Genomic DNA, 21,359 nt, shown 5'->3' on the forward strand with positions numbered 1-21,359 from the left:
CGCGTGGTGTGTCGTGCACCGCGGTTCCGGGACGGTCTAGGCTCCGGCGGGGGCACGTCCCCACAAGACTTCGTGGCCCCTCGGCCGGAAATCCCGGTCCGAGGGGTTGGACAGGGAGATACGAGAAGGTGGCAGCACCGAAGAAGGGCCGCAGGGCGCCCGCGAGCCAGGGGCATCCGGGCCGCACCCTGCTCCTGGTCCTCATCGCCATGGCGGGGCTGATCGGAGGGATGTTCTACTCCGGCACGATGACGCCGCGGCTGGGCATCGACCTGGCAGGCGGCACCAGCTTCACGCTGGCGGCGCAGAGCCAGCCGGGCAAGCCCAACGCGATCAACGAGACCAACATGAATACCGCCGCCGGCATCATGGAGCGGCGGGTCAACGGTCTCGGTGTGTCCGAGGCCGAGGTCCAGACACAGGGCACCGACCACATCATCGTGAACATCCCCAAGGGGACGGACGCGAAGCAGGCCCGCCAGCAGGTCGGCACCACCGCCAAGCTCGGGTTCCGGCCGGTGCTCACCACCACGGCCGGCACCAAGACCCCCGAGCCCAAGCCCAGCCCCTCCAAGGGCGGCGCGAACGGCAAGGACAAGGGCGACAAGGCCGCGGGTGACCCGGCCAAGGACCAGCCTGGCACCCAGCAGAACGCCACGTCCTCGCAGTCGCCGAGCGCCAAGCCGACGACGCAGGGCCGCGCGGTGACGGACGCGCTGAAGAAGGTACCGTCCGCCAAGCCCACCCCCTCCGCCCCGGCCAAGCCCTCCGCCCCCGCGGTACCGCCGACGCCCGGCGCGGACATCCCGCCGGCCCTCCAGAAGCAGCTCAACGCACTGGACTGCTCCAGCAAGCAGAGCCGCGCCACCGCCGGTGAGAAGGCCGCGAACGCCAAGCCGTCCGACCCGGTCGTGGCGTGCAAGGACGACGGCACGCAGAAGTACGCGCTCGGCCCGGTCGGCGTCGAGGGCACGGACGTCAAGGACGCCAAGGCCGTCTTCGACAGCCAGCAGGGCCAGGGCTGGATCGTCCAGATGGACTTCACCTCCGAGGGCGGCAAGAAGTTCGCGGACGTCACCGGCAAGCTGGCCGCCAAGACGCCGCCGCAGAACCAGTTCGGGATCGTGCTGGACGGCGCGGTGGTCTCCGCTCCGTCGGTCAGCAACGCGATCAACGGCGGCAACGCCACGATCTCCGGCGGCTTCACCCAGCAGTCCGCCGAGGACCTCGGCAACATGCTGTCCTACGGCTCCCTGCCGCTCTCCTTCAAGATCGCCGACGAGACCACGGTCACCGCGGCGCTCGGTGGCGAGCAGCTGCACGCCGGTCTGATCGCCGGTGCCATCGGCCTCGCACTGGTCGTGATCTACCTCGTCGCCTACTACCGGGGACTGGCGCTGGTCGCGCTGGCGAGCCTCCTGGTCTCGGCGATCCTGACGTACGCGATCATGACGCTGCTCGGCCCGACCATCGGGTTCGCGCTGAACCTCCCGGCGGTCTGCGGCGCCATCGTGGCGATCGGTATCACCGCCGACTCGTTCATCGTCTACTTCGAACGCATCCGGGACGAGATCCGCGAGGGCCGCACCCTGCGCCCGGCCGTCGAGCGCGGCTGGCCGCGGGCCCGCCGTACGATCCTGGTCTCCGACTTCGTGTCGTTCCTGGCCGCCGCGGTGCTGTTCATCGTCACCGTCGGCAAGGTGAAGGGCTTCGCGTTCACGCTCGGCCTGACCACCGTCCTCGACGTCATCGTGGTCTTCTACTTCACCAAGCCGCTGATGACGATGCTGGCCCGGCGGAAGTTCTTCGCCGACGGGCACCCCTGGTCCGGCCTCGACCCCAAGCGCCTGGGCGCCAAGCCGCCGCTGCGCCGTCGTCGCGGCGCCGCCCCCACCCAGACGAAGGAGGCGTGAGATGTCCAAGCTCGGAAACATCGGCGCCCGGCTCTACCGCGGCGAGGTCGGCTACGACTTCATCGGCAAGCGGAAGATCTGGTACGGCATCTCGATCCTCATCACCATCACGGCCATCGTCGGCCTGGCGGTGCGCGGTCTGCACATGGGCATCGAGTTCTCCGGCGGCGCGGTCTTCACAGCGAAGACCTCCGTCTCCACCTCGGAGGTCCAGCACCAGGCCGAGTCGGCGACGGGCGGCCACCAGGCCCTGGTGCAGAAGCTCGGCGGCGGTTCGGTGCGCATCCAGATCAGCGGTCTGGACACCAAGCAGGCGCTGCCGGTCCAGGAAGAGCTCGCCAAGGACCTGAAGATCCCGGTCCAGGACGTCAACACCCAGTTGGTCGGCCCGAGCTGGGGTGAGGAGATCGCCAACAAGGCCTGGCTGGGCCTGGGGATCTTCATGGTCCTCGTGGTGCTCTATCTGGCGATCGCCTTCGAGTGGCGGATGGCGCTGGCGGCCCTGATCGCGCTGATCCACGACCTCACGATCACGGTCGGCGTCTACGCCCTGGTCGGCTTCGAGGTCACGCCCGGCACGGTCATCGGTCTGCTCACGATCCTCGGTTACTCCCTGTACGACACGGTCGTCGTCTTCGACAGCCTCAAGGAAGCCTCCAAGGACCTCACCAAGCAGAACCGCTTCACGTACGGCGAGGTCGCCAACCGCTCGATCAACAGCACCCTGGTGCGCTCCATCAACACCACGGTCGTGGCGCTGCTCCCGGTCGCCGCTCTGCTGTTCGTTGGCGGCGGTTTCCTGGGCGCGGGCATGCTCAACGACATTTCGCTGGCCCTGTTCGTCGGCCTCGCCGCCGGTGCGTACTCGTCGATCTTCATCGCGACGCCACTGGTCGCCGACCTGAAGAACCGCGAGCCGCAGATCAAGGCATTGGCCAAGCGGGTGAAGGCGAAGCGCGCCGCGGCCGCGGCCAAGGACGCGGGCCAGGAGGACACCGAGGAGCCGGCCCCCGCCGCGGCGGACGCCGAGGACGGTGCCGCGGTCGTCGGCCCGCGCCAACAGCCCGCCTCGCGTAACCGCGGACGCGGCCGTCCCTCGGGCAAGCGCCGATGAGCGCCCCGGCGGAACTGCGTGAGCTTCTGCTCAGCCGGATCACGGACATCCCGGACTACCCGCAGCCGGGGGTGATGTTCAAGGACATCACCCCGCTGCTGGCCGATCCGGCCGCCTTCGGCGCGCTGACCGAGGCGTTCGCCGAGCTGTGCGGGCGGCACCGGGTGGACAAGATCGTGGGCCTGGAGGCGCGCGGGTTCATACTCGCCGCTCCGGTCGCGGTCCGGGCCGGCGTCGGCTTCGTCCCCGTCCGCAAGGCGGGCAAGCTGCCCGGCACGACGCTCGGGCAGGCATACGACCTGGAGTACGGCACGGCCGAGATCGAGATCCACAGCGATGCGCTGGCCCCGGGCGACCGGGTGCTGGTGATCGATGACGTGCTCGCCACCGGCGGGACCGCCGACGCCTCGCTTCAGCTGATCCGCCGGGCGGGCGCCGAGGTCGCGGGCCTGGCCGTGCTGCTGGAGCTCGGCTTCCTGGCCGGGCGGCAGCGGCTGGAGCCGGGTCTCAAGGGCGCTCCGCTGGAGGCCCTGATCACGGTCTGAGCCGGCCGCAGGCAGCAGTTCCGCAGCGGGGGCATCCGGAAGAATCCGGGTGCCCCCGCTGCTGTGTCATGTACGGCCCCATGGCCGCGGGGGAGTCCCGGCCGAGGGGTCGATACCATGGCACCCCGACCCGTTAGAGGTCCTGGGGTCCGGAACCGCCTGAGGAGTGCTCTTGCCAGACGAGGCCCAGCCGCTCTCCCCCGGACTGCGTCCGACGGGATCCGACGCCGCGCGCCCGGACGAGCCGAAGCCCACGGACGTGGCTTCCTCGGACGCGCCCCAGCCCGAGCGGCAGGGTGCGCCCGACGGCACCGCCACGCCCCGGCCGCCGGCCGGCCCGACCTCCGCGTCCCCGGCGCCCGCCGAGCGGCCCCGTACGGCGCCCAAGCCGGGGCCCGCCGCCTCCTCGTCCCAGTCGGCCGCCGCGCCGTCCCGGGCGCCGAAGCCGCCCGCCAAGGCCGACCAGCCTGCCGCCACCAAGCCGCTGCCGCCCGCCCCCGCCGGCCGCTCCGGCTCCCCGAACCGGGTCCGGGCCCGTCTGGCCCGGCTGGGCGTCCAGCGCTCCAGCCCGTACAACCCGGTCCTGGAGCCGCTGCTGCGGGCCGTCCGCGGTAACGACCCCAAGATCGAGACCGCGACGCTGCGGCAGGTCGAGCGGGCCTACCAGGTCGCCGAGCGCTGGCACCGCGGCCAGAAGCGCAAGAGCGGCGACCCTTACATCACCCACCCGCTCGCGGTGACGACCATCCTCGCCGAGCTGGGCATGGACCCGGCCACGCTGATGGCGGGCCTGCTGCACGACACCGTCGAGGACACCGAGTACGGCCTGGACACCCTGCGCCGCGACTTCGGCGACCAGGTCGCGCTGCTGGTCGACGGCGTCACCAAGCTGGACAAGGTCAAGTTCGGCGAGGCCGCGCAGGCCGAGACCGTCCGCAAGATGGTCGTCGCGATGGCCAAGGACCCGCGCGTCCTGGTCATCAAGCTCGCCGACCGGCTGCACAACATGCGCACCATGCGCTACCTCAAGCGGGAGAAGCAGGAGAAGAAGGCCCGCGAGACGCTGGAGATCTACGCTCCGCTCGCCCACCGCCTGGGCATGAACACCATCAAGTGGGAGCTGGAGGACCTCGCCTTCGCGATCCTCTACCCCAAGATGTACGACGAGATCGTGCGGCTGGTCGCCGAGCGGGCGCCCAAGCGGGACGAGTATCTGGCCATAGTGACCGACGAGGTCCAGGCCGATCTGCGGTCCGCGCGCATCAAGGCCACCGTCACGGGGCGGCCCAAGCACTACTACAGCGTCTACCAGAAGATGATCGTGCGCGGCCGCGACTTCGCCGAGATCTACGACCTGGTGGGCATCCGCGTCCTCGTCGATACCGTCCGCGACTGTTACGCCGCGCTCGGCACCATCCACGCGCGATGGAACCCGGTCCCCGGCCGGTTCAAGGACTACATCGCGATGCCGAAGTTCAACATGTACCAGTCGCTGCACACGACCGTCATCGGCCCCAGCGGCAAGCCCGTTGAGCTCCAGATCCGTACGTTCGACATGCACCGCCGCGCCGAGTACGGCATCGCCGCGCACTGGAAGTACAAGCAGGAAGCGGTCGCCGGCGCCTCCAAGATCCGTACGGACGTGCCGAAGCACGCCGGCAAGGGCCAGGACACGGTCAACGACATGGCCTGGCTGCGGCAGTTGCTGGACTGGCAGAAGGAAACCGAGGACCCGGGCGAGTTCCTGGAGTCGCTGCGCTTCGACCTGTCCCGCAACGAGGTCTTCGTCTTCACGCCCAAGGGCGATGTCATAGCGCTGCCGGCCGGTGCCACCCCCGTCGACTTCGCGTACGCGGTGCACACCGAGGTCGGCCACCGGACGATAGGGGCGCGGGTCAACGGGCGCCTCGTCCCGCTCGAATCGACCCTGGACAACGGCGACTTGGTGGAGGTCTTCACCTCCAAGGCGCCGGGCGCCGGACCGTCCCGCGACTGGCTCGGCTTCGTCAAGTCCCCGCGGGCCCGCAACAAGATCCGCGGCTGGTTCTCCAAGGAGCGCCGCGACGAGGCCATCGAGCAGGGCAAGGACTCCATCGCGCGCGCGATGCGCAAGCAGAACCTGCCGATCCAGCGGATTCTGACCGGCGACTCCCTGGTCACCCTCGCGCACGAGATGCGCTACCCCGACATCTCCTCGCTCTACGCCGCCATCGGCGAGGGCCATGTCGCCGCGCAGAGCGTCGTCCAGAAGCTGGTGCAGGCGCTCGGCGGCCAGGACGAGGCCACCGAGGACATCGCCGAGTCGACGCCGATCCGGCCGCGTTCCAAGCGCCGCTCCAGCGCCGACCCCGGGGTGGTCGTCAAGGGCGTCGACGATGTGTGGGTCAAGCTGGCCCGCTGCTGTACGCCGGTGCCGGGCGACCCCATCATCGGCTTCGTCACCCGCGGCAACGGCGTCTCGGTGCACCGCGCCGACTGCGTCAACGTCGACTCGCTGTCCCGGCAGCCGGAGCGGATACTCGACGTCGAATGGGCGCCCACCCAGTCCTCGGTCTTCCTGGTCGCCATCCAGGTCGAGGCGCTGGACCGCTCCCGGCTGCTGTCGGACGTCACCCGCATCCTGTCCGACCAGCACGTCAACATCCTGTCGGCCGCCGTCCAGACCTCCCGCGACCGCGTCGCCACCTCCCGCTTCACCTTCGAGATGGGCGACCCCAAGCACCTGGGTCACGTCCTGAAGGCCGTACGGAGCGTGGAGGGCGTGTACGACGTCTACCGGGTGACGTCGGCCCGGCGGCCGTAGCGGCAGCGGACATACGGAAGGGCCCCGGTACGGAATCTGGAAATCCGTACCGGGGCCCTTCCGTCCGTACGGCTCTCAGCCGCCGAACTCTTCCAGGCCCTTGAGCGCCTGGTCCAGCAGCGCCTTGCGGCCCTCCAGCTCACGGCCGAGCTTGTCGGCCTTGGCGTTGTTGCCCGCCGCCCGCGCCGTGTCGATCTGCTTCTCCAGCTTGTCGACCGCGTCCTGGAGCTGGCCGGTCAGCCCCGCGGCGCGGGCCCGCGCCTCAGGGTTCGTCCGACGCCACTCGCTCTCCTCGGCCTCCTGGATAGCCCGCTCGACGGCGTGCATCCGGCCCTCGATCTTCGGGCGGGCGTCCCGCGGCACATGGCCGATGGCCTCCCACCGCTCATTGATCGAGCGGAACGCGGCCCGCGCGCCCTTCAGGTCCGAGACGGGCAGCAGCTTCTCGGCCTCGACGGCCAGCTCCTCCTTGCGGGTCAGATTCTCCCGCTGCTCGGCGTCGCGCTCCGCGAAGACCTCACCGCGCGCCTGGAAGAAGACGTCCTGGGCGCCGCGGAAGCGGTTCCACAGATCGTCCTCGTGCTCGCGCTGGGCGCGTCCGGCCGCCTTCCAGTCCGCCATCAGCTCGCGGTAGCGGGCCGCGGTGGCCCCCCAGTCCGTCGAGTTCGACAGCGCCTCGGCCTCGGCGACCAGCTTCTCCTTTGCCTTACGGGACTCCTCGCGCTGCGCGTCCAGCGACGCGAAGTGCGCCTTGCGCCGCTTGGAGAACGCCGAGCGGGCGTGCGAGAAGCGGTGCCAGAGCTCGTCGTCCGCCTTGCGGTCGAGCCGCGGCAGGCCCTTCCAGGTGTCGACCAGCGCGCGCAGCCGTTCACCGGCCGCCCGCCACTGCTCACTGGCGGCCAGCTCCTCGGCCTCGGCGACCAGCTTCTCCTTGGCCTCCCGGGCCTCGTGGCTCTGCCGTGCCTTCTGTGCCTTGCGCTCCTCGCGGCGCGAGTCGACGGCCTCGACGAGCTTGTCGAGCCGCTTCTTCAGCGCGTCCAGATCGCCCACCGCGTGGTGTTCGTCGACCTGGGTGCGCAGATGGTCGATCGCGGTCGTGGCGTCCTTCGCCGACAGGTCGGTGGTCTTGACCCGGCGCTCGAGGAGGCCGATCTCGACGACCAGGCCCTCATACTTGCGCTCGAAGTAGGCGAGGGCCTCCTCGGGAGTTCCCGCCTGCCACGATCCGACGACCTGCTCGCCATCGGCGGTACGCACGTACACGGTCCCCGTCTCGTCGACGCGGCCCCATGGGTCGCTGCTCACAGCGCCTCCTCCACATGATGCCGACGAGGGCGTGCGGCCCCCCGGCATCGTCCACAGTTTCTGTCCGGCAGAGCCGCGCCCTGACCGGTCCGACGGGCTGAATTGCGGGTGAGGGTGGCAGCCGTCGGAGCAGGCACCCTACCCAACGCCAATCTAGGCGACCGGCGGTCGGCTGTCCGCATCCAGCACGACCGAAATTCCGCGGTTCGCGTGCCGAGGGCCGCCGTACCGCCCCAGGTCGCCCGGCAGGTCAGGACTTTTTCACGGTTGCCCGGTCGATCACGACGGTGGCGTTCGGCGCGGTGTTGCCGGTCTGCGGGTCCGGCGTCGAACCGGCCTTGGCGATCTTCTTCAGCACGTCCATACCGCCGGTGACGGTGCCGAACGGTGTGTAGTTGGGGGGCAGCTTGCTGTCCTGGTAGACGAGGAAGAACTGGCTGCCGCCGGAGTCGCGGGTCTTGTCGCTCTGCCCGTCGTAGCGGTTGGCCATCGCGACCGTGCCCGCGGGATAGACACCGCCCTTGAGCCGGGGGTCCTTGAGGTTCTCGTCCGGGATGGTGTAGCCGGGCGTGCCCTGCCCGGTGCCCTTCGGGTCGCCGCACTGAAGGACGTAGATGCCCTGGTCGACCAGGCGGTGGCACTTGCTGTGGTCGAAGTAGCCCTGGCCGGCCAGGAAGGCGAAGGAGTTGACGGTGTGCGGCGCCTTGCCGGCGTCCAGCTTCAGCTCGATCGTGCCGCAGGTCGTCGCCAGCTTCGCGGAGTAGGAAGCCGAGGTGTCGACGGACATCGCCGGCTCCTTCTTCCACGTTTTGGTGGACGGCGTGCCCTTGGCGGGCTTGCCGCACGGGTCCGGCGCCTTGGAGGGGGACGGGGCGGCCGCCCGGTCGGCGTTCTTGCCGGAGCCCGCCAGCCCCGTGGTGGCGTAGGCGGTGACGCCGGCGGCCAGGGCGACGGCCATGGCGGACGCGATGACCACATTGCGGCGTTTGGTCTTGCGCTGCGTCGCGGACCGCCGTTGCTGCTGGCGCTCGTACTTCTCCCTGGCGAGCTGCCGCCGCCGCTGATCTCTGCTGACCACCGGTCGTCTCCTTCGTCCGATCACCGATCGCTGTCGTCGCCGTGGCCGTACCGTATACGGGTTCGCTCTGCCGGGAGTCCCGCCGGTAGGCTCTGGAGCTGCCGAGATGTTCCGGGAGCGGTCCCGTGGACCGAACCCCACCACCGACCTTTAAGGACGAACGTGCTGATTGCCGGGTTCCCCGCCGGGGCCTGGGGCACCAATTGCTATTTGGTCGCCCCCGCCGCCGGCGAGGAGTGCGTCATCATCGACCCGGGCCACCAGGCCGCCCAAGGAGTCGAGGACGCGGTCGCAAAGCATCGGCTCAAGCCCGTCGCGGTCGTTCTCACCCATGGCCACCTCGACCATGTCGCCTCCGTGGTCCCGGTGTGCGGCGCGCACGACGTCCCGGCCTGGATCCACCCCGAGGACCGCTTCATGATGAGCGACCCGGAGAAGGCCCTCGGCCGCTCCATCGGTCAGCAGCTCATGGGCGAACTCACCGTGGGGGAGCCGGACGACGTCAAGGAGCTGAGCGACGGTGCCGCCCTGGAACTCGCCGGGATGGAGTTCTCCGTCGCGCACGCCCCGGGCCATACCAAGGGGTCGGTGACGTTCAGGATGCCCGAGCAGGCCGACATTCCGCCGGTCTTCTTCTCTGGCGACCTGCTCTTCGCCGGCTCCATCGGACGCACCGACCTGCCGGGCGGCGACCACGCCGAGATCCTGCAGTCGCTGGCCCGTGTGTGCCTGCCGCTGGAGGACTCGACCGTCGTCCTGTCCGGCCACGGCCCCCAGACCACCATCGGCCGCGAGCGCGCCACCAACCCCTTCCTTCGGGAGGTGGCCGCCGGCCTCGGAGACGGCCTCCGCGCCGCTCCACGACGAGGAATGTGACGAGACCTTCCGTGAGCACCTTCAAGGCCCCCAAGGGCACGTACGACCTGATTCCGCCGCAGTCCGCCACCTATCTCGCGGTGCGCGAGGCGATCGCCGCGCCGCTGAAGAACTCCGGGTACGGCTACGTCGAGACGCCCGGTTTTGAGAACGTCGAGCTGTTCGCGCGCGGTGTCGGTGAGTCCACCGACATCGTGACCAAGGAGATGTACGCCTTCGAGACCAAGGGCGGCGACCAGCTGGCGCTGCGCCCCGAGGGCACCGCGTCCGTGCTGCGCGCCGCACTGGAGGCCAACCTCCACAAGGCGGGCAACCTCCCGGTCAAGCTCTGGTACTCCGGCTCGTACTACCGCTACGAGCGTCCGCAGAAGGGCCGTTACCGTCACTTCTCCCAGGTCGGCGCCGAGGCCATCGGTGCCGAAGACCCGGCGCTGGACGCCGAGTTGATCATCCTGGCCGACCAGGCCTACCGCACGCTGGGGCTGCGGAACTTCCGCATCCTGCTCAACTCCCTGGGCGACCAGGAGTGCCGCCCCGTCTACCGGGCCGCGCTCCAGGACTTCCTGCGCGGCCTGGACCTGGACGAGGACACCCGGCGCCGGGTCGACATCAACCCGCTGCGCGTCCTGGACGACAAGCGCGAGTCCGTGCAGAAGCAGCTCGACGGGGCGCCCAAGCTCCGCGACTACCTCTGCGAGGCCTGCAAGGCGTACCACGAGCAGGTGCGTGAGCTGCTGACCGCGGCGGGCGTGGCCTTCGAGGACGACGAGAAGCTGGTCCGCGGCCTGGACTACTACACCCGTACCACCTTCGAGTTCGTCCACGACGGCCTCGGCTCGCAGTCCGCGGTGGGCGGCGGCGGCCGCTACGACGGCCTCTCGGAGATGATCGGCGGCCCCGCGCTGCCGTCCGTCGGCTGGGCGCTGGGCGTCGACCGTACGGTGCTGGCGCTGGAGGCGGAGGGCGTCACGCTCGACATCCCCGCCGCCACGGCCGTCTACGCGGTACCGCTCGGCGAGGAGGCCCGCCGGGTGCTGTTCGGCGTGGTCACCGAGCTGCGGCGGGCCGGTGTCGCCACCGACTTCGCGTTCGGCGGCAAGGGCCTGAAGAACGCCATGAAGTCCGCCAACCGCTCCGGCGCGCGGCTGGCGCTGGTGGCCGGCGAGCGGGACCTGGCCGAGGGCGTCGTCCAGCTCAAGGACCTGGAGAGCGGTGAGCAGACCGCGGTCGCGCTGGACACCGTGGCCGACGAGGTCCGGCGCACGCTGGGCTGAGGCCGCGGGACGGCGGACCCCAGGGGCCCGGACGGCGATCTGCCGGCCGGGCCCCTCGTGCGTGCCGGGGGCACCGTGCGCGCACGACCCTCCGAGCCGCCGGGCGCCCGGTGTCAACGGCGGCGGTGCCTTCATCCCGGCGAAGGGTTTCCGGCCCGGCCGCACCGGTGGTGGCAGGCGCCGGGCGGGCGGCAGAGGGGGCGGTGGCGCGGCGAATACTGAGAGAACGCTGTGTACGGGCGGCTCTTCTTTATGCTCATCGCACAGTGGGTCATGGTGGAGTTGGGGCAGAATGAACGGCGTGGCCACTCCCGGGCCCGCGCTCAGCCCCGACTCCCAGGGATCGACGGAACGGCGATATGACGACGACAGCGCTTGACGACGTGTCCACCGACGACGACCGCGACAGCGGCACGGGCACCATCGGCTCGGGTCGCGGTTTCGCCGTGCTCCTGGTGATCACCGGCGCGCTGGGTCTGCTGGCGGCCTGGGTCATCACCCTGGACAAGATCGAACTGCTGAAGGACCCGCACTACAAGCCGGCCTGCAGCCTGAACCCGATCATCTCCTGCGGCAACATCATGCAGAGCAAGCAGGCGGAGGTCTTCGGCTTCCCGAACCCGGTCGCCGGGCTGGTCGCCTTCGGCGTGGTCGTCGCGATCGGCGTGGCCCTGCTGGCCGGCGGCCGCTTCCGCCGCTGGTACTGGATCGGGCTGAACATCGGCACGCTGCTCGGCACGGTCTTCTGCATGTGGCTGATGTCCCAGTCGCTCTACGTGATCAACTCGCTCTGCCTGTGGTGCACGCTGACCTGGATGGTCACCATCCTGATGTTCTGGTACACCACCGTGCACAACATCAAGCACGGCATCATCCCGGCCCCCGCGGGGCTGCGCCGGACGGTGCTGGAGTTCCACTGGGTCGTGCCGGTGCTCTGGTACGGCGTGATCGCGCTGCTGATCCTCACCAAGTGGTGGTCGTACTGGAGCAGCCTGATCTGAGGTCCCGCCCGCCGCGTTGTCCGCGCCCCGGCCCCGTCCATGACGGCGGCCGGGGCGTTGTCAGTGGGGTGGCTTAGGCTCGTGATCGTGGAGCCCGACCTGTTCACCGCCGCTGCCGAAGACCGCCAGGAGAAGGACCCCGCGGGGTCCCCGCTCGCCGTCCGGATGCGCCCGCGCACCCTCGATGAAGTCGTGGGCCAGCAGCATCTGCTCAAGCCGGGCTCGCCGCTGCGCCGACTGGTGGGTGAGGGCAACGGCGGGCCGGCCGGGCCGTCCTCGGTGTTCCTGTGGGGGCCGCCCGGCATCGGCAAGACGACCCTGGCGTATGTCGTCAGCCAGGCGACGAACAAGCGCTTCGTGGAGCTCTCGGCGATCACGGCGGGCGTCAAGGAGGTCCGCGCGGTCATCGACGGCGCGCGGCGCGCCTCGGGCGGCTACGGCAAGGAGACCGTCCTCTTCCTCGACGAGATCCACCGCTTCAGCAAGGCCCAGCAGGATTCCCTGCTGCCGGCCGTGGAGAACCGCTGGGTCACCCTGATCGCCGCGACGACCGAGAATCCGTATTTCTCGGTGATCTCGCCGCTGCTGTCCCGCTCCCTGCTGCTGACCCTCGAACCCCTCACGGACGACGATCTGCGCGGGCTGCTGCGGCGCGCGCTGACCGATGCGCGCGGGCTGGCGGGCGCGGTGACCCTCCCCGAGGACACCGAGGGGCATCTGCTGCGGATCGCGGGCGGTGACGCCCGGCGTGCGCTGACGGCCCTGGAGGCCGGTGCCGGTTCCGCGCTGGCCAAGGGCGAGAAGGAGATCACCCTCCAGACGCTGGAGGAGTCCGTCGACCGGGCGGCGGTGAAGTACGACCGGGACGGCGACCAGCACTACGACGTCGCCAGCGCGCTGATCAAGTCCATCCGGGGCTCGGACGTCGACGCCGCGCTGCACTACCTGGCGCGCATGATCGAGGCGGGGGAGGACCCGCGGTTCATCGCCCGCCGGCTGATGATCTCGGCGAGCGAGGACATCGGCCTGGCCGACCCCACGGCCCTGCCGACCGCGGTCGCCGCCGCCCAGGCCGTGGCGATGATCGGCTTCCCCGAGGCGCGGATCACGCTGAGCCAGGCCACCATCGCGCTCGCCCTGGCGCCGAAGTCGAACGCCGCGTATATGGCCATCGACGCCGCCCTGGCGGACGTCCGGGCCGGTCAGGCGGGAGCGGTGCCGCCGCATCTGCGCGACAGCCACTACAAGGGCGCCCAGAAGCTCGGCCACGGCCAGGGCTATCAGTATCCGCACGACCTGCCGGGCGGGATCGCGGCCCAGCAGTACGCGCCGGACGAGGTGCACGGCAAGCGCTATTACGAGCCCACCCGCCATGGTGCGGAGGCGCGTTACGCCGATGTCGTCGAGCGGGTGCGGACGCGGCTGCGCGCCGACTCCGGTGAGAGCGCCGCCGAATAGCCCTCCGCGGGGCGGCGCCCCGTATTACTCGGCCGCCGCCTCGAAGAGCAGATGCATCGCCCGCCGCAGGTCCGCCACGTCCCGTACGGGCTCGGGGAAGTCGAACCGTGCGTCGAAGGTGTGCTGCTCGGCGTCGGTGAAGCGGACCCGCAGCCCGAAGCGGTCCAGGCCGACCGGTACGGCCCGGCCGCGCAGCCCGCAGCCGCCCTCGCGGTCGCCGAGCAGGGCGCACAGCCCGCGTACCTGCTCGCTGTGCGCGGCGTGCAGATGCTGGAGCAGCTCCGCCTCGTGGGCGACCAGCGGATCGGCGGCCGCGTCGGCGAAGTCGTCCGGTTCGACGGACTCGGCGCCCCAGAGATCGTCCACCGCGCCCTCGCCGACCTCCAGGCGCAGCATCATCCAGGCGGCCCGCCCGTACAGCCCCGGTGCGGGGTCCGGCGCAAGCGCCTCGCCGATGCCTAGCAGCTCGCCCACCGGGTGCCGCTCGGCGAGCAGCAGCGCCGCCTCGGCCCGCTGCTCATTGCGGACGGGGGTGAGCCAGCCGGCCACCCAGGCCCGTCCGCGGATGCGGTGGGGCACCGAAACGGGCGCGACATCCGTGATCTCCATCACGGCTGTGAGGTCGTCGTCCTGGGCGTGTGCCGCTGCCCGAGCCGCCGCAGAGTCCCCGGAAACCAGCAACAGCACGTCTCCGTCGGGTGTCACGGTCCGGCAGACCGGTGCCGAGAGGCCGGTCTCGTCGGGGTCCTCGACACCGGGGATGTTCAAAGACGCCATACCATTGGACTCGACGAGGGTTCGTATGCGCTCGGCGGCAGTGGGCTGCTGGGCGTCTTCCACGGGACGCGGCTGACCCGCCTCGGTGCGGTGTGCACTGGGCAGGGGGATCCCAGGTCGAAACATGCGTTCTCCTCGCGCTAAGGTAAGCCTCACCTAACTTACACGGAGGTCCGTTCCACGTGAACCAGTCGCGTCCCAAGGTCAAGAAGTCCCGCGCGCTCGGCATCGCGCTGACGCCGAAGGCCGTCAAGTACTTCGAGGCCCGTCCCTACCCGCCCGGCGAGCACGGCCGTGGCCGCAAGCAGAGCAGTGACTACAAGGTCCGTCTGCTGGAGAAGCAGCGCCTGCGTGCGCAGTACGACATCAGCGAGCGCCAGATGGCGCGTGCCTACGACCGCGCTCGGAAGGTCGAAGGCAAGACCGGCGAAGCGCTGATCATCGAGCTTGAGCGCCGTCTGGACGCGCTCGTCCTGCGTTCGGGCATCGCCCGCACCATCTACCAGGCTCGCCAGATGGTCGTCCACGGCCACATCTCGGTGAACGACCGCAAGGTCGACAAGCCGTCCTTCCGCGTCCGCCCCGGCGACGTCGTGATGGTCCGCGAGCGCAGCCGCGAGAAGCACCCCTTCCAGGTCGCCCGCGAGGGTGGCTACGACACCGACGGTGAGACCCCGCGCTACCTCGAGGTCAACCTGCCGGCTCTGGCGTTCCGTCTCGACCGGGACCCGAACCGCAAGGAGATCCCGGTGATCTGCGACGAGCAGCTCGTCGTCGAGTACTACGCCCGCTAAGCACCACCGCAGGCGCAGCACCACGCTCAGCCCGCCGTCTCCCCGCCGCTCGCGGAGGGGGAGGCGGCGGGCTCGCTCGTTCCCGGCGGCGCGATCCGCACCGGCCGGGGCCGGGCGGGCGCCGGACCCTTGGTCCGCAGCCCTTGCGCCACCGCCGCGTCCAGGCCGAGGCGCTCGCCCCTGCGCCGGGCACGCTCGTAGCGCTCGGCCCCCAGCCGCTGCCGCGCCTGTTCCTCGCACAGCACATGCGGCCGGCGGAAGTGGCGCGAGCCGAACAGCGGCAGCCCCACCGACGGCCAGATCCGCCCCGCGGCGCCCTGGAGCACCGCCGCCGCCTCCGCGTCCCCCTCGCCGAGCGTGACCATCGCCAGCAGTTCGAGCGCCAGCACCACGCCCAGCAGGTCGTGGAAGGTGTGATGGACGGCCAGCGACTCCTCCAGCAGGGCGCGGGCCCGCTCGCCGTCGCCCCGTGACCAGGCCGCGTACCCCAGCACGAACTGGGCGTACGCCCGCGTCCAGCGCTCCCCGTGCTCCGCACACACCTCCACGACGTCCTCGCACAGCCGCACCGCGTCCGCCGGCTCGCCCCGGAAGGCCACCGCCATCGCCAGCTCGACCTGCGCCAGCAGCACGGTGCCGTTGAGCTCGCCGATCTCCCGGTAGCGCCGCAGCGCCCCGCGCAGCAGCTCCTCGGCGCGCGGCATGTCGTCACAGACCAGCGCCAGACAGCCGGTGCGGTGCAGCGCGTACGCGGCCGCGGTGGCGTTGCCGGTCCGCTCGGCCTCGTCCCGGCACTCCTGTAGTGCCCCGAGCGCACCGATGGTGTCCCCCTGGAGCACCGCGACATAGCCGGTCACCCACAGCGCCTTCAGTCGTGCGTCGTCGTGGTCGCTGTCCAGCTCCAGGGCCCGGTCCAGCCAGTGCCGGCCCTCGGATAGCCGGCCGCAGCCCACCCAGTAGAACCACAGGGTGCCCGCCAGGTACTGGCCGAGATGGGTATCGGCGGGGCACTCCAGGCTCTTCTCCAGCGCCACCCGCAGATTGGGCAGCTCGGCCTCGATCCGGGCCGCGATCTCCGCCTGCCGGGAGCTGAACCAGTCCAGTTCGCACCAGGTGGCCAGGCCCAGGTACCAGTCGCGGTGCCGGCGCCGCAGCCGGTCGCCGTCGTGCGTCGCCGCCAGCCAGTCCGCGCCGTAGGCCCGTACGGTGTCCAGCATCCGGTAGCGCACCCCGGCCGCGGTCTCCTCCCGCACCAGCACCGACTGGGCGACCAACTCCGCGATGACATCGAGGAGTTCGTCGGCCGGCAGTTCCGGACATGAGCAGACGTACTCCACCGCCTCCAGGTCGAACTGCCCGGCGAAGACCGACAGCCGCGCCCACAGCAGCCGCTCCCCGGGCGTACACAGCTCATGGCTCCAGCCGATCGCGGTACGCAGCGTCTGGTGGCGCGGCAGGGCACCGCGGCCGGTGCCGGTCAGCAGCCGGAAGCGGTCGTCGAGCCTTTGGAGCACCTGGTCGACGGAGAGCGCGCGCAGCCGCCCAGCGGCCAGCTCCAGCGCGAGCGGAATCCCGTCGAGCCGCGCACAGAGCTCGGTGACCGCGGCCTCGTTGGCCTTCTCGACGGTGAAGGCGCCGAGCACCGCCGCCGCGCGGTCGGCGAACAGGGCGGTCGCGTCGGCGGTGTTCAGCGGCGCCAGCGCCATGTTCTGCTCGCCGGTGAGCCCGAGCGGTCGCCGTCCGGCGGCCAGTACCCGCAGCCCGGGGGCGCGGCGCAGCAGCTCCGCGGTCAGCTCGGCGCAGGCGTCGACCAGGTGCTCGTAGCCGTCCAGGACGAGCAGCAGTTCACGTTCGGCGAGGTGGTCGCAGAGCGCGGCGCGCACCGGGCGGCCGCCGTGGTCGGCCGGCCCCAGCGCCTCGGCGACGGCGTGGTCCAGGAGGTGCGGTTCGCGCAGGGACGCGAGTTCGACCAGCCACACCCCATCGCAGAAGCGATCCTGCAAGATCGCTGAGCCATGGCGGGCGAGACGTGACTTCCCGATGCCGCCGAGGCCGGTGAGCGTCACCAGCCGGGACGATTCCAGCTGCCGTGCCAGCGCGGCCAGTTCGTCGTCGCGGCCGATGAAGCGGTTGATTTCCGCGGGAAGGTTCCCCGTCCTGCCCGGTGCCCGCAGACGCTCGGGGGAAGGGCGGGAGAGGGGACCGGGGCGCGTGAGGCGTCGCATGGCACACGGAGCGTACTCGGCAGGATGCGGACCGTACAATCACGCCGCGGGATTCCCGGGCCGTACGCCCCGCGCGACCGGGAACGGGGTACGGACGGACAGTCACGGCGCGATAAGGTCAAGGTTGCCGTTCGAGCAGGACGAGAACCAGACCAAACCAGTCGGAGAGTGGTGCCAACGTGTCCGGTGGAGAGGTGGCCGGGATCCTCGTGGCCGTCTTCTGGGCGATCCTTGTGTCGTTCCTCGCCCTCGTGCTGGTGAGGCTCGCACAGACGCTCAAGGCGACCACCAAGATGGTGGCCGAGGTGTCCGAGAAGGCCGTGCCGCTCCTCGCCGACGCCTCCGCAACGGTCCGCTCCGCGCACACCCAGCTCGCCCGCGTCGATGCCATCGCCGCCGACGTCCAAGAGGTCACCGCCAACGCCTCCGCGCTCTCCTCGACCGTGTCCTCCGCCTTCGGCGGCCCGCTGGTCAAGGTGGCGGCGTTCGGCTACGGCGTGCGCCGCGCGATCGGCAAGAAGGGCGAACCGGAGCCGAAGCGCACCGTCGTCCCCGGCCGTATCCTGCCCGGCGCCCGCCGCGGCGGGCGCCGCAACCGTCGCTCCAAGGACTGATCACAGCGATGTTCCGCCGCGCATTCTGGTTCACCACCGGCGCCGCCGCCGGCGTGTGGGCCACCAACAAGGTCCACCGCAAGCTGCGCAAGCTACAGCCCGACAGCCTCGCCGCGCAGGCCGCGGACAAGGCCGTCGAGACCGGACACCGGCTGCGCCAATTTGCATTGGACGTACGCACCGGAATGGCGGACCGTGAAGAGCAGCTGCACGACGCCCTGGGGCTCGGTGAGCCGGACGGGGTGCGCGAGCTGCCTGCACCGCGCCGTGCGGTGCTCGAACCGCAGTACCGAACCACGAGAACAACCGGACCTAACGGTCTGACCGGACCGACTGGAAAAGAGGACCACTGATGGAGTCGGCTGAAATCCGCCGCCGCTGGCTGCGCTTCTTCGAGGAGCGCGGGCACACCGTCGTGCCGTCGGCGTCGCTCATCGCGGACGACCCGACGCTGCTGCTCGTCAACGCGGGCATGGTCCCCTTCAAGCCGTACTTCCTCGGTGAGGTCAAGCCGCCCGCCCCGCGCGCCACCAGCGTGCAGAAGTGCGTCCGTACGCCGGACATCGAAGAGGTCGGCAAGACCACCCGGCACGGCACGTTCTTCCAGATGTGCGGCAACTTCTCCTTCGGCGACTACTTCAAGGAAGGCGCCATCAAGTACGCCTGGGAGCTGCTGACCGGCTCCCAGGCCGACGGCGCCTACGGCCTCGACCCGGACAAGCTCTGGATCACCGTCTACCTGGACGACGACGAGGCCGAGCGCATCTGGCACGAGGTCATCGGGGTGCCCAAGGAGCGCATCCAGCGCCTGGGCAAGAAGGAGAACTACTGGTCCATGGGCGTCCCGGGCCCCTGCGGCCCGTGCTCCGAGATCAACTACGACCGCGGCCCGGAGTTCGGCGTCGAGGGCGGCCCGGCCGTCAACGACGAGCGGTATGTGGAGATCTGGAACCTGGTCTTCATGCAGTACGAGCGGGGTGCGGGCACCGGCAAGGAGGACTTCGAGATCCTCGGCGACCTGCCCAGCAAGAACATCGACACCGGTCTCGGCCTCGAGCGCCTGGCGATGATCCTCCAGGACGTCCCGAACATGTACGAGACGGACACCCTGCGCGTCGTCATCGACAAGGCCACCGAGCTCTCCGGTGTGCGCTACGGCGACTCCGACGCCACCGATGTCTCGCTCCGCGTCGTCGCCGACCACATCCGTACGTCCACGATGCTCATCGGCGACGGCGTCACCCCCGGCAACGAGGGCCGTGGCTATGTCCTGCGCCGCATCATGCGCCGCGCCATCCGCAACATGCGGCTGCTCGGCGCGAGCGGACTGGTCATCGGCGAGCTGCTGGACGTGGTCATCAAGACCATGGGCCAGCAGTACCCGGAGCTGCTGGAGGACCGCCGCCGGATCGAGACGGTCGCCCTCGCCGAGGAGGCCGCCTTCGTCAAGACGCTGAAGGCCGGCACCAACATCCTCGACACCGCCGTCACGGACACCAAGTCCGCCGGCTCCTCGGTCCTGCCCGGCGACAAGGCGTTCCTGCTCCACGACACCTGGGGCTTCCCGATCGACCTCACCCTCGAAATGGCCGCCGAGCAGGGCCTTTCGGTGGACGAGGACGGCTTCCGCCGCCTGATGAAGGAGCAGCGGGACCGCGCCAAGGCCGATGCCCAGGCCAAGAAGAGCGGCCACGCCGACCTGTCCGCCTACCGCGCGGTCGCCGACAAGTCCGGCAGCACGGAGTTCACCGGCTACAGCGCCACCGAGGGCGAGTCCGCCATCGTCGGCCTCCTGGTCAACGGCGCCCCGGCCCCTGCCGCCCACGAGGGCGACGAGGTCGAGGTCGTCCTGGACCGCACCCCCTTCTACGCCGAGGGCGGCGGCCAGCTCGCCGATACCGGCCGGATCAAGCTGGACTCCGGCGCCGTCGTCGAGGTCCGTGACGTCCAGCAGCCGGTGCCCGGTGTGACGGTCCACAAGGGCGTCGTCCAGGTCGGCGAGGTGGTGCTCGGCTCGGCCGCGTACGCCACCATCGACGTCAGCCGCCGGCGCGCCATCGCCCGCGCCCACAGCGCCACCCACCTCACCCACCAGGCGCTGCGCGACGCCCTCGGCCCGACGGCCGCGCAGGCCGGCTCGGAGAACTCCCCGGGCCGCTTCCGCTTCGACTTCGGCTCGCCGGCCGCCGTGCCCGGCACGGTGCTGACCGACGTCGAGCAGAAGATCAACGATGTTCTCGCCCGTGAGCTCGATGTGCATGCCGAGGTCATGAGCATGGAGGACGCCAAGAAGCAGGGCGCCATCGCCGAATTCGGTGAGAAGTACGGCGACCGTGTCCGGGTCGTCACCATCGGCGACTTCTCCAAGGAGCTGTGCGGCGGAACCCACGTCCACAACACCGCTCAGCTGGGCCTGGTGAAGCTGCTCGGCGAGTCCTCCATCGGCTCCGGTGTGCGCCGGGTCGAGGCCCTGGTCGGCGTGGACGCCTACCGGTTCCTGGCCCGCGAGCACACCGTCGTCTCCCAGCTCACCGAGCTGGTCAAGGGCCGCCCGGAGGAGCTGCCCGAGAAGATCTCCGGCGTCCTGGCCAAGCTGAAGGACGCCGAGAAGGAGATCGAGAAGTTCCGCGCCGAGAAGGTGCTCCAGGCCGCCGCCGGGCTGGCCGAGGGCGCCAAGGACGTCCGTGGTGTCGCCCTCGCCTCCGGCCAGGTCCCGGACGGCACCTCCGCCGACGACCTGCGCAAGCTCGTCCTCGACGTGCGCGGCCGGATCCAGGGCGACCGCCCCGCCGTGGTGGCCCTGTTCTCCGTCGCCAACGGCCGCCCGGTGACGGTGATCGCCACCAACGAGGCCGCCCGCGAGCGCGGCATCAAGGCCGGTGACCTGGTCCGTACGGCCGCCAAGACGCTCGGCGGCGGTGGCGGCGGCAAGCCGGACGTCGCCCAGGGCGGCGGTCAGAACCCCGCCGCGGTGCCCGAGGCCCTGGAGGCCGTCGAGCGCCTCGTCGCCGAGGCGGCCTGACGCGCGTGAGTGAGATGCGACGCGGCCGGCGTATCGCCGTGGATGTCGGGGACGCCCGTATCGGGGTCGCCTCGTGCGACCCCGACGGGGTCCTCGCCACCCCCGTCGAGACCGTGCCGGGACGTGACGTCCCGTCAGCACACCGTCGGCTCAAGGCGATCGTCGAGGAGTACGAGCCCCTCGAAGTCGTGGTCGGCCTGCCCCGCTCCCTCAGTGGGGGAGAGGGGCCGGCCGCGGCCAAGGTCCGGGCCTTCGCCCAGGAGATGGCCCGGAACATCGCCCCCGTAGGGGTCCGGCTGGTCGACGAGCGGATGTCGACGGTCACCGCCACCCAGGGCCTGCGGGCCTCCGGGGTCCGGAGCAAGAAGGGCCGCTCGGTGGTCGACCAGGCCGCCGCGGTGGTGATCCTCCAGAGCGCGCTGGAGACCGAACGCGTCTCCGGGGAACCCCCGGGCGAGAGCGTCGAAGTGGTCATCTGATCGCGGTACGGTAACGTTCCGCGCGATGTGCGGCGTTCGAACAGCCGCGCGTGCAAGTAGAGGCGGACCGGGTTACAGCAA

The 21,359-nt window shown here is 70.7% G+C and carries 17 protein-coding genes; 13 read left to right on the plus strand and 4 right to left on the minus strand.

Annotated elements, in window-relative coordinates; genetic code table 11:
* Positions 1-128: 128 nt before the first annotated feature.
* From secD to AC3EUV_RS13745, 4 genes are all read left to right on the plus strand, one after another.
* Entirely contained in the window at positions 129-1,913 is a 1,785-nt protein-coding gene (secD, locus tag AC3EUV_RS13730; RefSeq protein ID WP_432141818.1) for a protein translocase subunit SecD, read from the plus strand.
* A 1-nt stretch (position 1,914) separates the two neighbouring features.
* Positions 1,915-3,027 (plus strand): protein translocase subunit SecF, encoded by a 1,113-nt coding sequence (gene secF, locus AC3EUV_RS13735; RefSeq protein WP_432141819.1) that lies wholly within the window; start codon positions 1,915-1,917, stop codon positions 3,025-3,027.
* Positions 3,024-3,572, plus strand: a complete 549-nt coding sequence (locus AC3EUV_RS13740) for an adenine phosphoribosyltransferase (protein ID WP_432141820.1) — start codon at positions 3,024-3,026, stop codon at positions 3,570-3,572. The genes secF and AC3EUV_RS13740 overlap by 4 nt, the downstream gene beginning before the upstream one ends.
* A gap of 172 nt (positions 3,573-3,744) precedes the next feature.
* Positions 3,745-6,375, plus strand: a complete 2,631-nt coding sequence (locus AC3EUV_RS13745) for a RelA/SpoT family protein (RefSeq protein ID WP_432141821.1) — start codon at positions 3,745-3,747, stop codon at positions 6,373-6,375.
* A 75-nt stretch (positions 6,376-6,450) separates the two neighbouring features.
* Here the strand turns inward: AC3EUV_RS13745 and AC3EUV_RS13750 are convergent, their stop codons facing one another.
* Together AC3EUV_RS13750 and AC3EUV_RS13755 are read right to left on the minus strand one after the other, a co-directional pair.
* Positions 6,451-7,680 carry a DUF349 domain-containing protein gene (locus tag AC3EUV_RS13750; RefSeq protein ID WP_435603000.1) on the minus strand — a complete coding sequence of 410 codons (1,230 nt, stop codon included), beginning with the start codon at positions 7,678-7,680 and terminating at the stop codon, positions 6,451-6,453.
* Positions 7,681-7,930: 250 nt separating this feature from the next.
* Positions 7,931-8,758, minus strand: coding sequence for a peptidylprolyl isomerase (locus AC3EUV_RS13755; protein WP_432141823.1), 828 nt, complete (start codon positions 8,756-8,758; stop codon positions 7,931-7,933).
* Between the two features lie 162 nt (positions 8,759-8,920).
* Between AC3EUV_RS13755 and AC3EUV_RS13760 the strand changes: the two genes are divergently transcribed.
* The 4 genes from AC3EUV_RS13760 to AC3EUV_RS13775 all read left to right on the plus strand — a co-directional run bounded on the left by AC3EUV_RS13760 (position 8,921) and on the right by AC3EUV_RS13775 (position 13,367).
* Positions 8,921-9,634: an MBL fold metallo-hydrolase gene (locus AC3EUV_RS13760; RefSeq protein ID WP_435603001.1), complete on the plus strand. Its 714-nt coding sequence runs from the start codon at positions 8,921-8,923 to the stop codon at positions 9,632-9,634.
* 11 nt (positions 9,635-9,645) lie between these two features.
* On the plus strand, positions 9,646-10,908 hold the full coding sequence (gene hisS / locus AC3EUV_RS13765) for a histidine--tRNA ligase (protein WP_435603002.1): 1,263 nt from the start codon (positions 9,646-9,648) through the stop codon (positions 10,906-10,908).
* Between the two features lie 359 nt (positions 10,909-11,267).
* Positions 11,268-11,909, plus strand: a complete 642-nt coding sequence (locus AC3EUV_RS13770) for a vitamin K epoxide reductase family protein (protein ID WP_432141826.1) — start codon at positions 11,268-11,270, stop codon at positions 11,907-11,909.
* Positions 11,910-11,996: 87 nt separating this feature from the next.
* Positions 11,997-13,367 carry a replication-associated recombination protein A gene (locus tag AC3EUV_RS13775; protein WP_432141827.1) on the plus strand — a complete coding sequence of 457 codons (1,371 nt, stop codon included), beginning with the start codon at positions 11,997-11,999 and terminating at the stop codon, positions 13,365-13,367.
* Positions 13,368-13,391: 24 nt separating this feature from the next.
* Here AC3EUV_RS13775 and AC3EUV_RS13780 read toward each other — a convergent pair whose 3' ends face one another.
* A complete protein-coding gene (locus tag AC3EUV_RS13780; RefSeq protein ID WP_432141954.1) occupies positions 13,392-14,144 on the minus strand; it encodes a DUF2470 domain-containing protein in 753 nt (250 codons plus the stop codon).
* A gap of 182 nt (positions 14,145-14,326) precedes the next feature.
* Between AC3EUV_RS13780 and rpsD the strand changes: the two genes are divergently transcribed.
* Positions 14,327-14,938: a 30S ribosomal protein S4 gene (rpsD, locus tag AC3EUV_RS13785; RefSeq protein WP_030987289.1), complete on the plus strand. Its 612-nt coding sequence runs from the start codon at positions 14,327-14,329 to the stop codon at positions 14,936-14,938.
* 26 nt (positions 14,939-14,964) lie between these two features.
* Here rpsD and AC3EUV_RS13790 read toward each other — a convergent pair whose 3' ends face one another.
* A complete protein-coding gene (locus AC3EUV_RS13790) occupies positions 14,965-17,163 on the minus strand; it encodes an ATP-binding protein (RefSeq protein WP_435603003.1) in 2,199 nt (732 codons plus the stop codon).
* 179 nt (positions 17,164-17,342) lie between these two features.
* On the opposite strand from AC3EUV_RS13790, the gene AC3EUV_RS13795 reads away from it, so the two are divergent.
* The 4 genes from AC3EUV_RS13795 to ruvX are packed head-to-tail and all read left to right on the plus strand — an operon-like array spanning position 17,343 to position 21,278.
* Positions 17,343-17,777 carry a DUF948 domain-containing protein gene (locus AC3EUV_RS13795; protein ID WP_432141829.1) on the plus strand — a complete coding sequence of 145 codons (435 nt, stop codon included), beginning with the start codon at positions 17,343-17,345 and terminating at the stop codon, positions 17,775-17,777.
* An 8-nt stretch (positions 17,778-17,785) separates the two neighbouring features.
* Entirely contained in the window at positions 17,786-18,130 is a 345-nt protein-coding gene (locus tag AC3EUV_RS13800; RefSeq protein WP_432141830.1) for a DUF6167 family protein, read from the plus strand.
* A complete protein-coding gene (gene alaS / locus AC3EUV_RS13805) occupies positions 18,130-20,799 on the plus strand; it encodes an alanine--tRNA ligase (protein ID WP_435603004.1) in 2,670 nt (889 codons plus the stop codon). The genes AC3EUV_RS13800 and alaS overlap by 1 nt, the downstream gene beginning before the upstream one ends.
* Positions 20,800-20,813: 14 nt before the next feature.
* Positions 20,814-21,278 carry a Holliday junction resolvase RuvX gene (gene ruvX / locus AC3EUV_RS13810; RefSeq protein ID WP_018087616.1) on the plus strand — a complete coding sequence of 155 codons (465 nt, stop codon included), beginning with the start codon at positions 20,814-20,816 and terminating at the stop codon, positions 21,276-21,278.
* The last annotated feature ends 81 nt before the right edge of the window (positions 21,279-21,359 follow it).

This window comes from Streptomyces sp. bgisy130, from assembly GCF_057708345.1.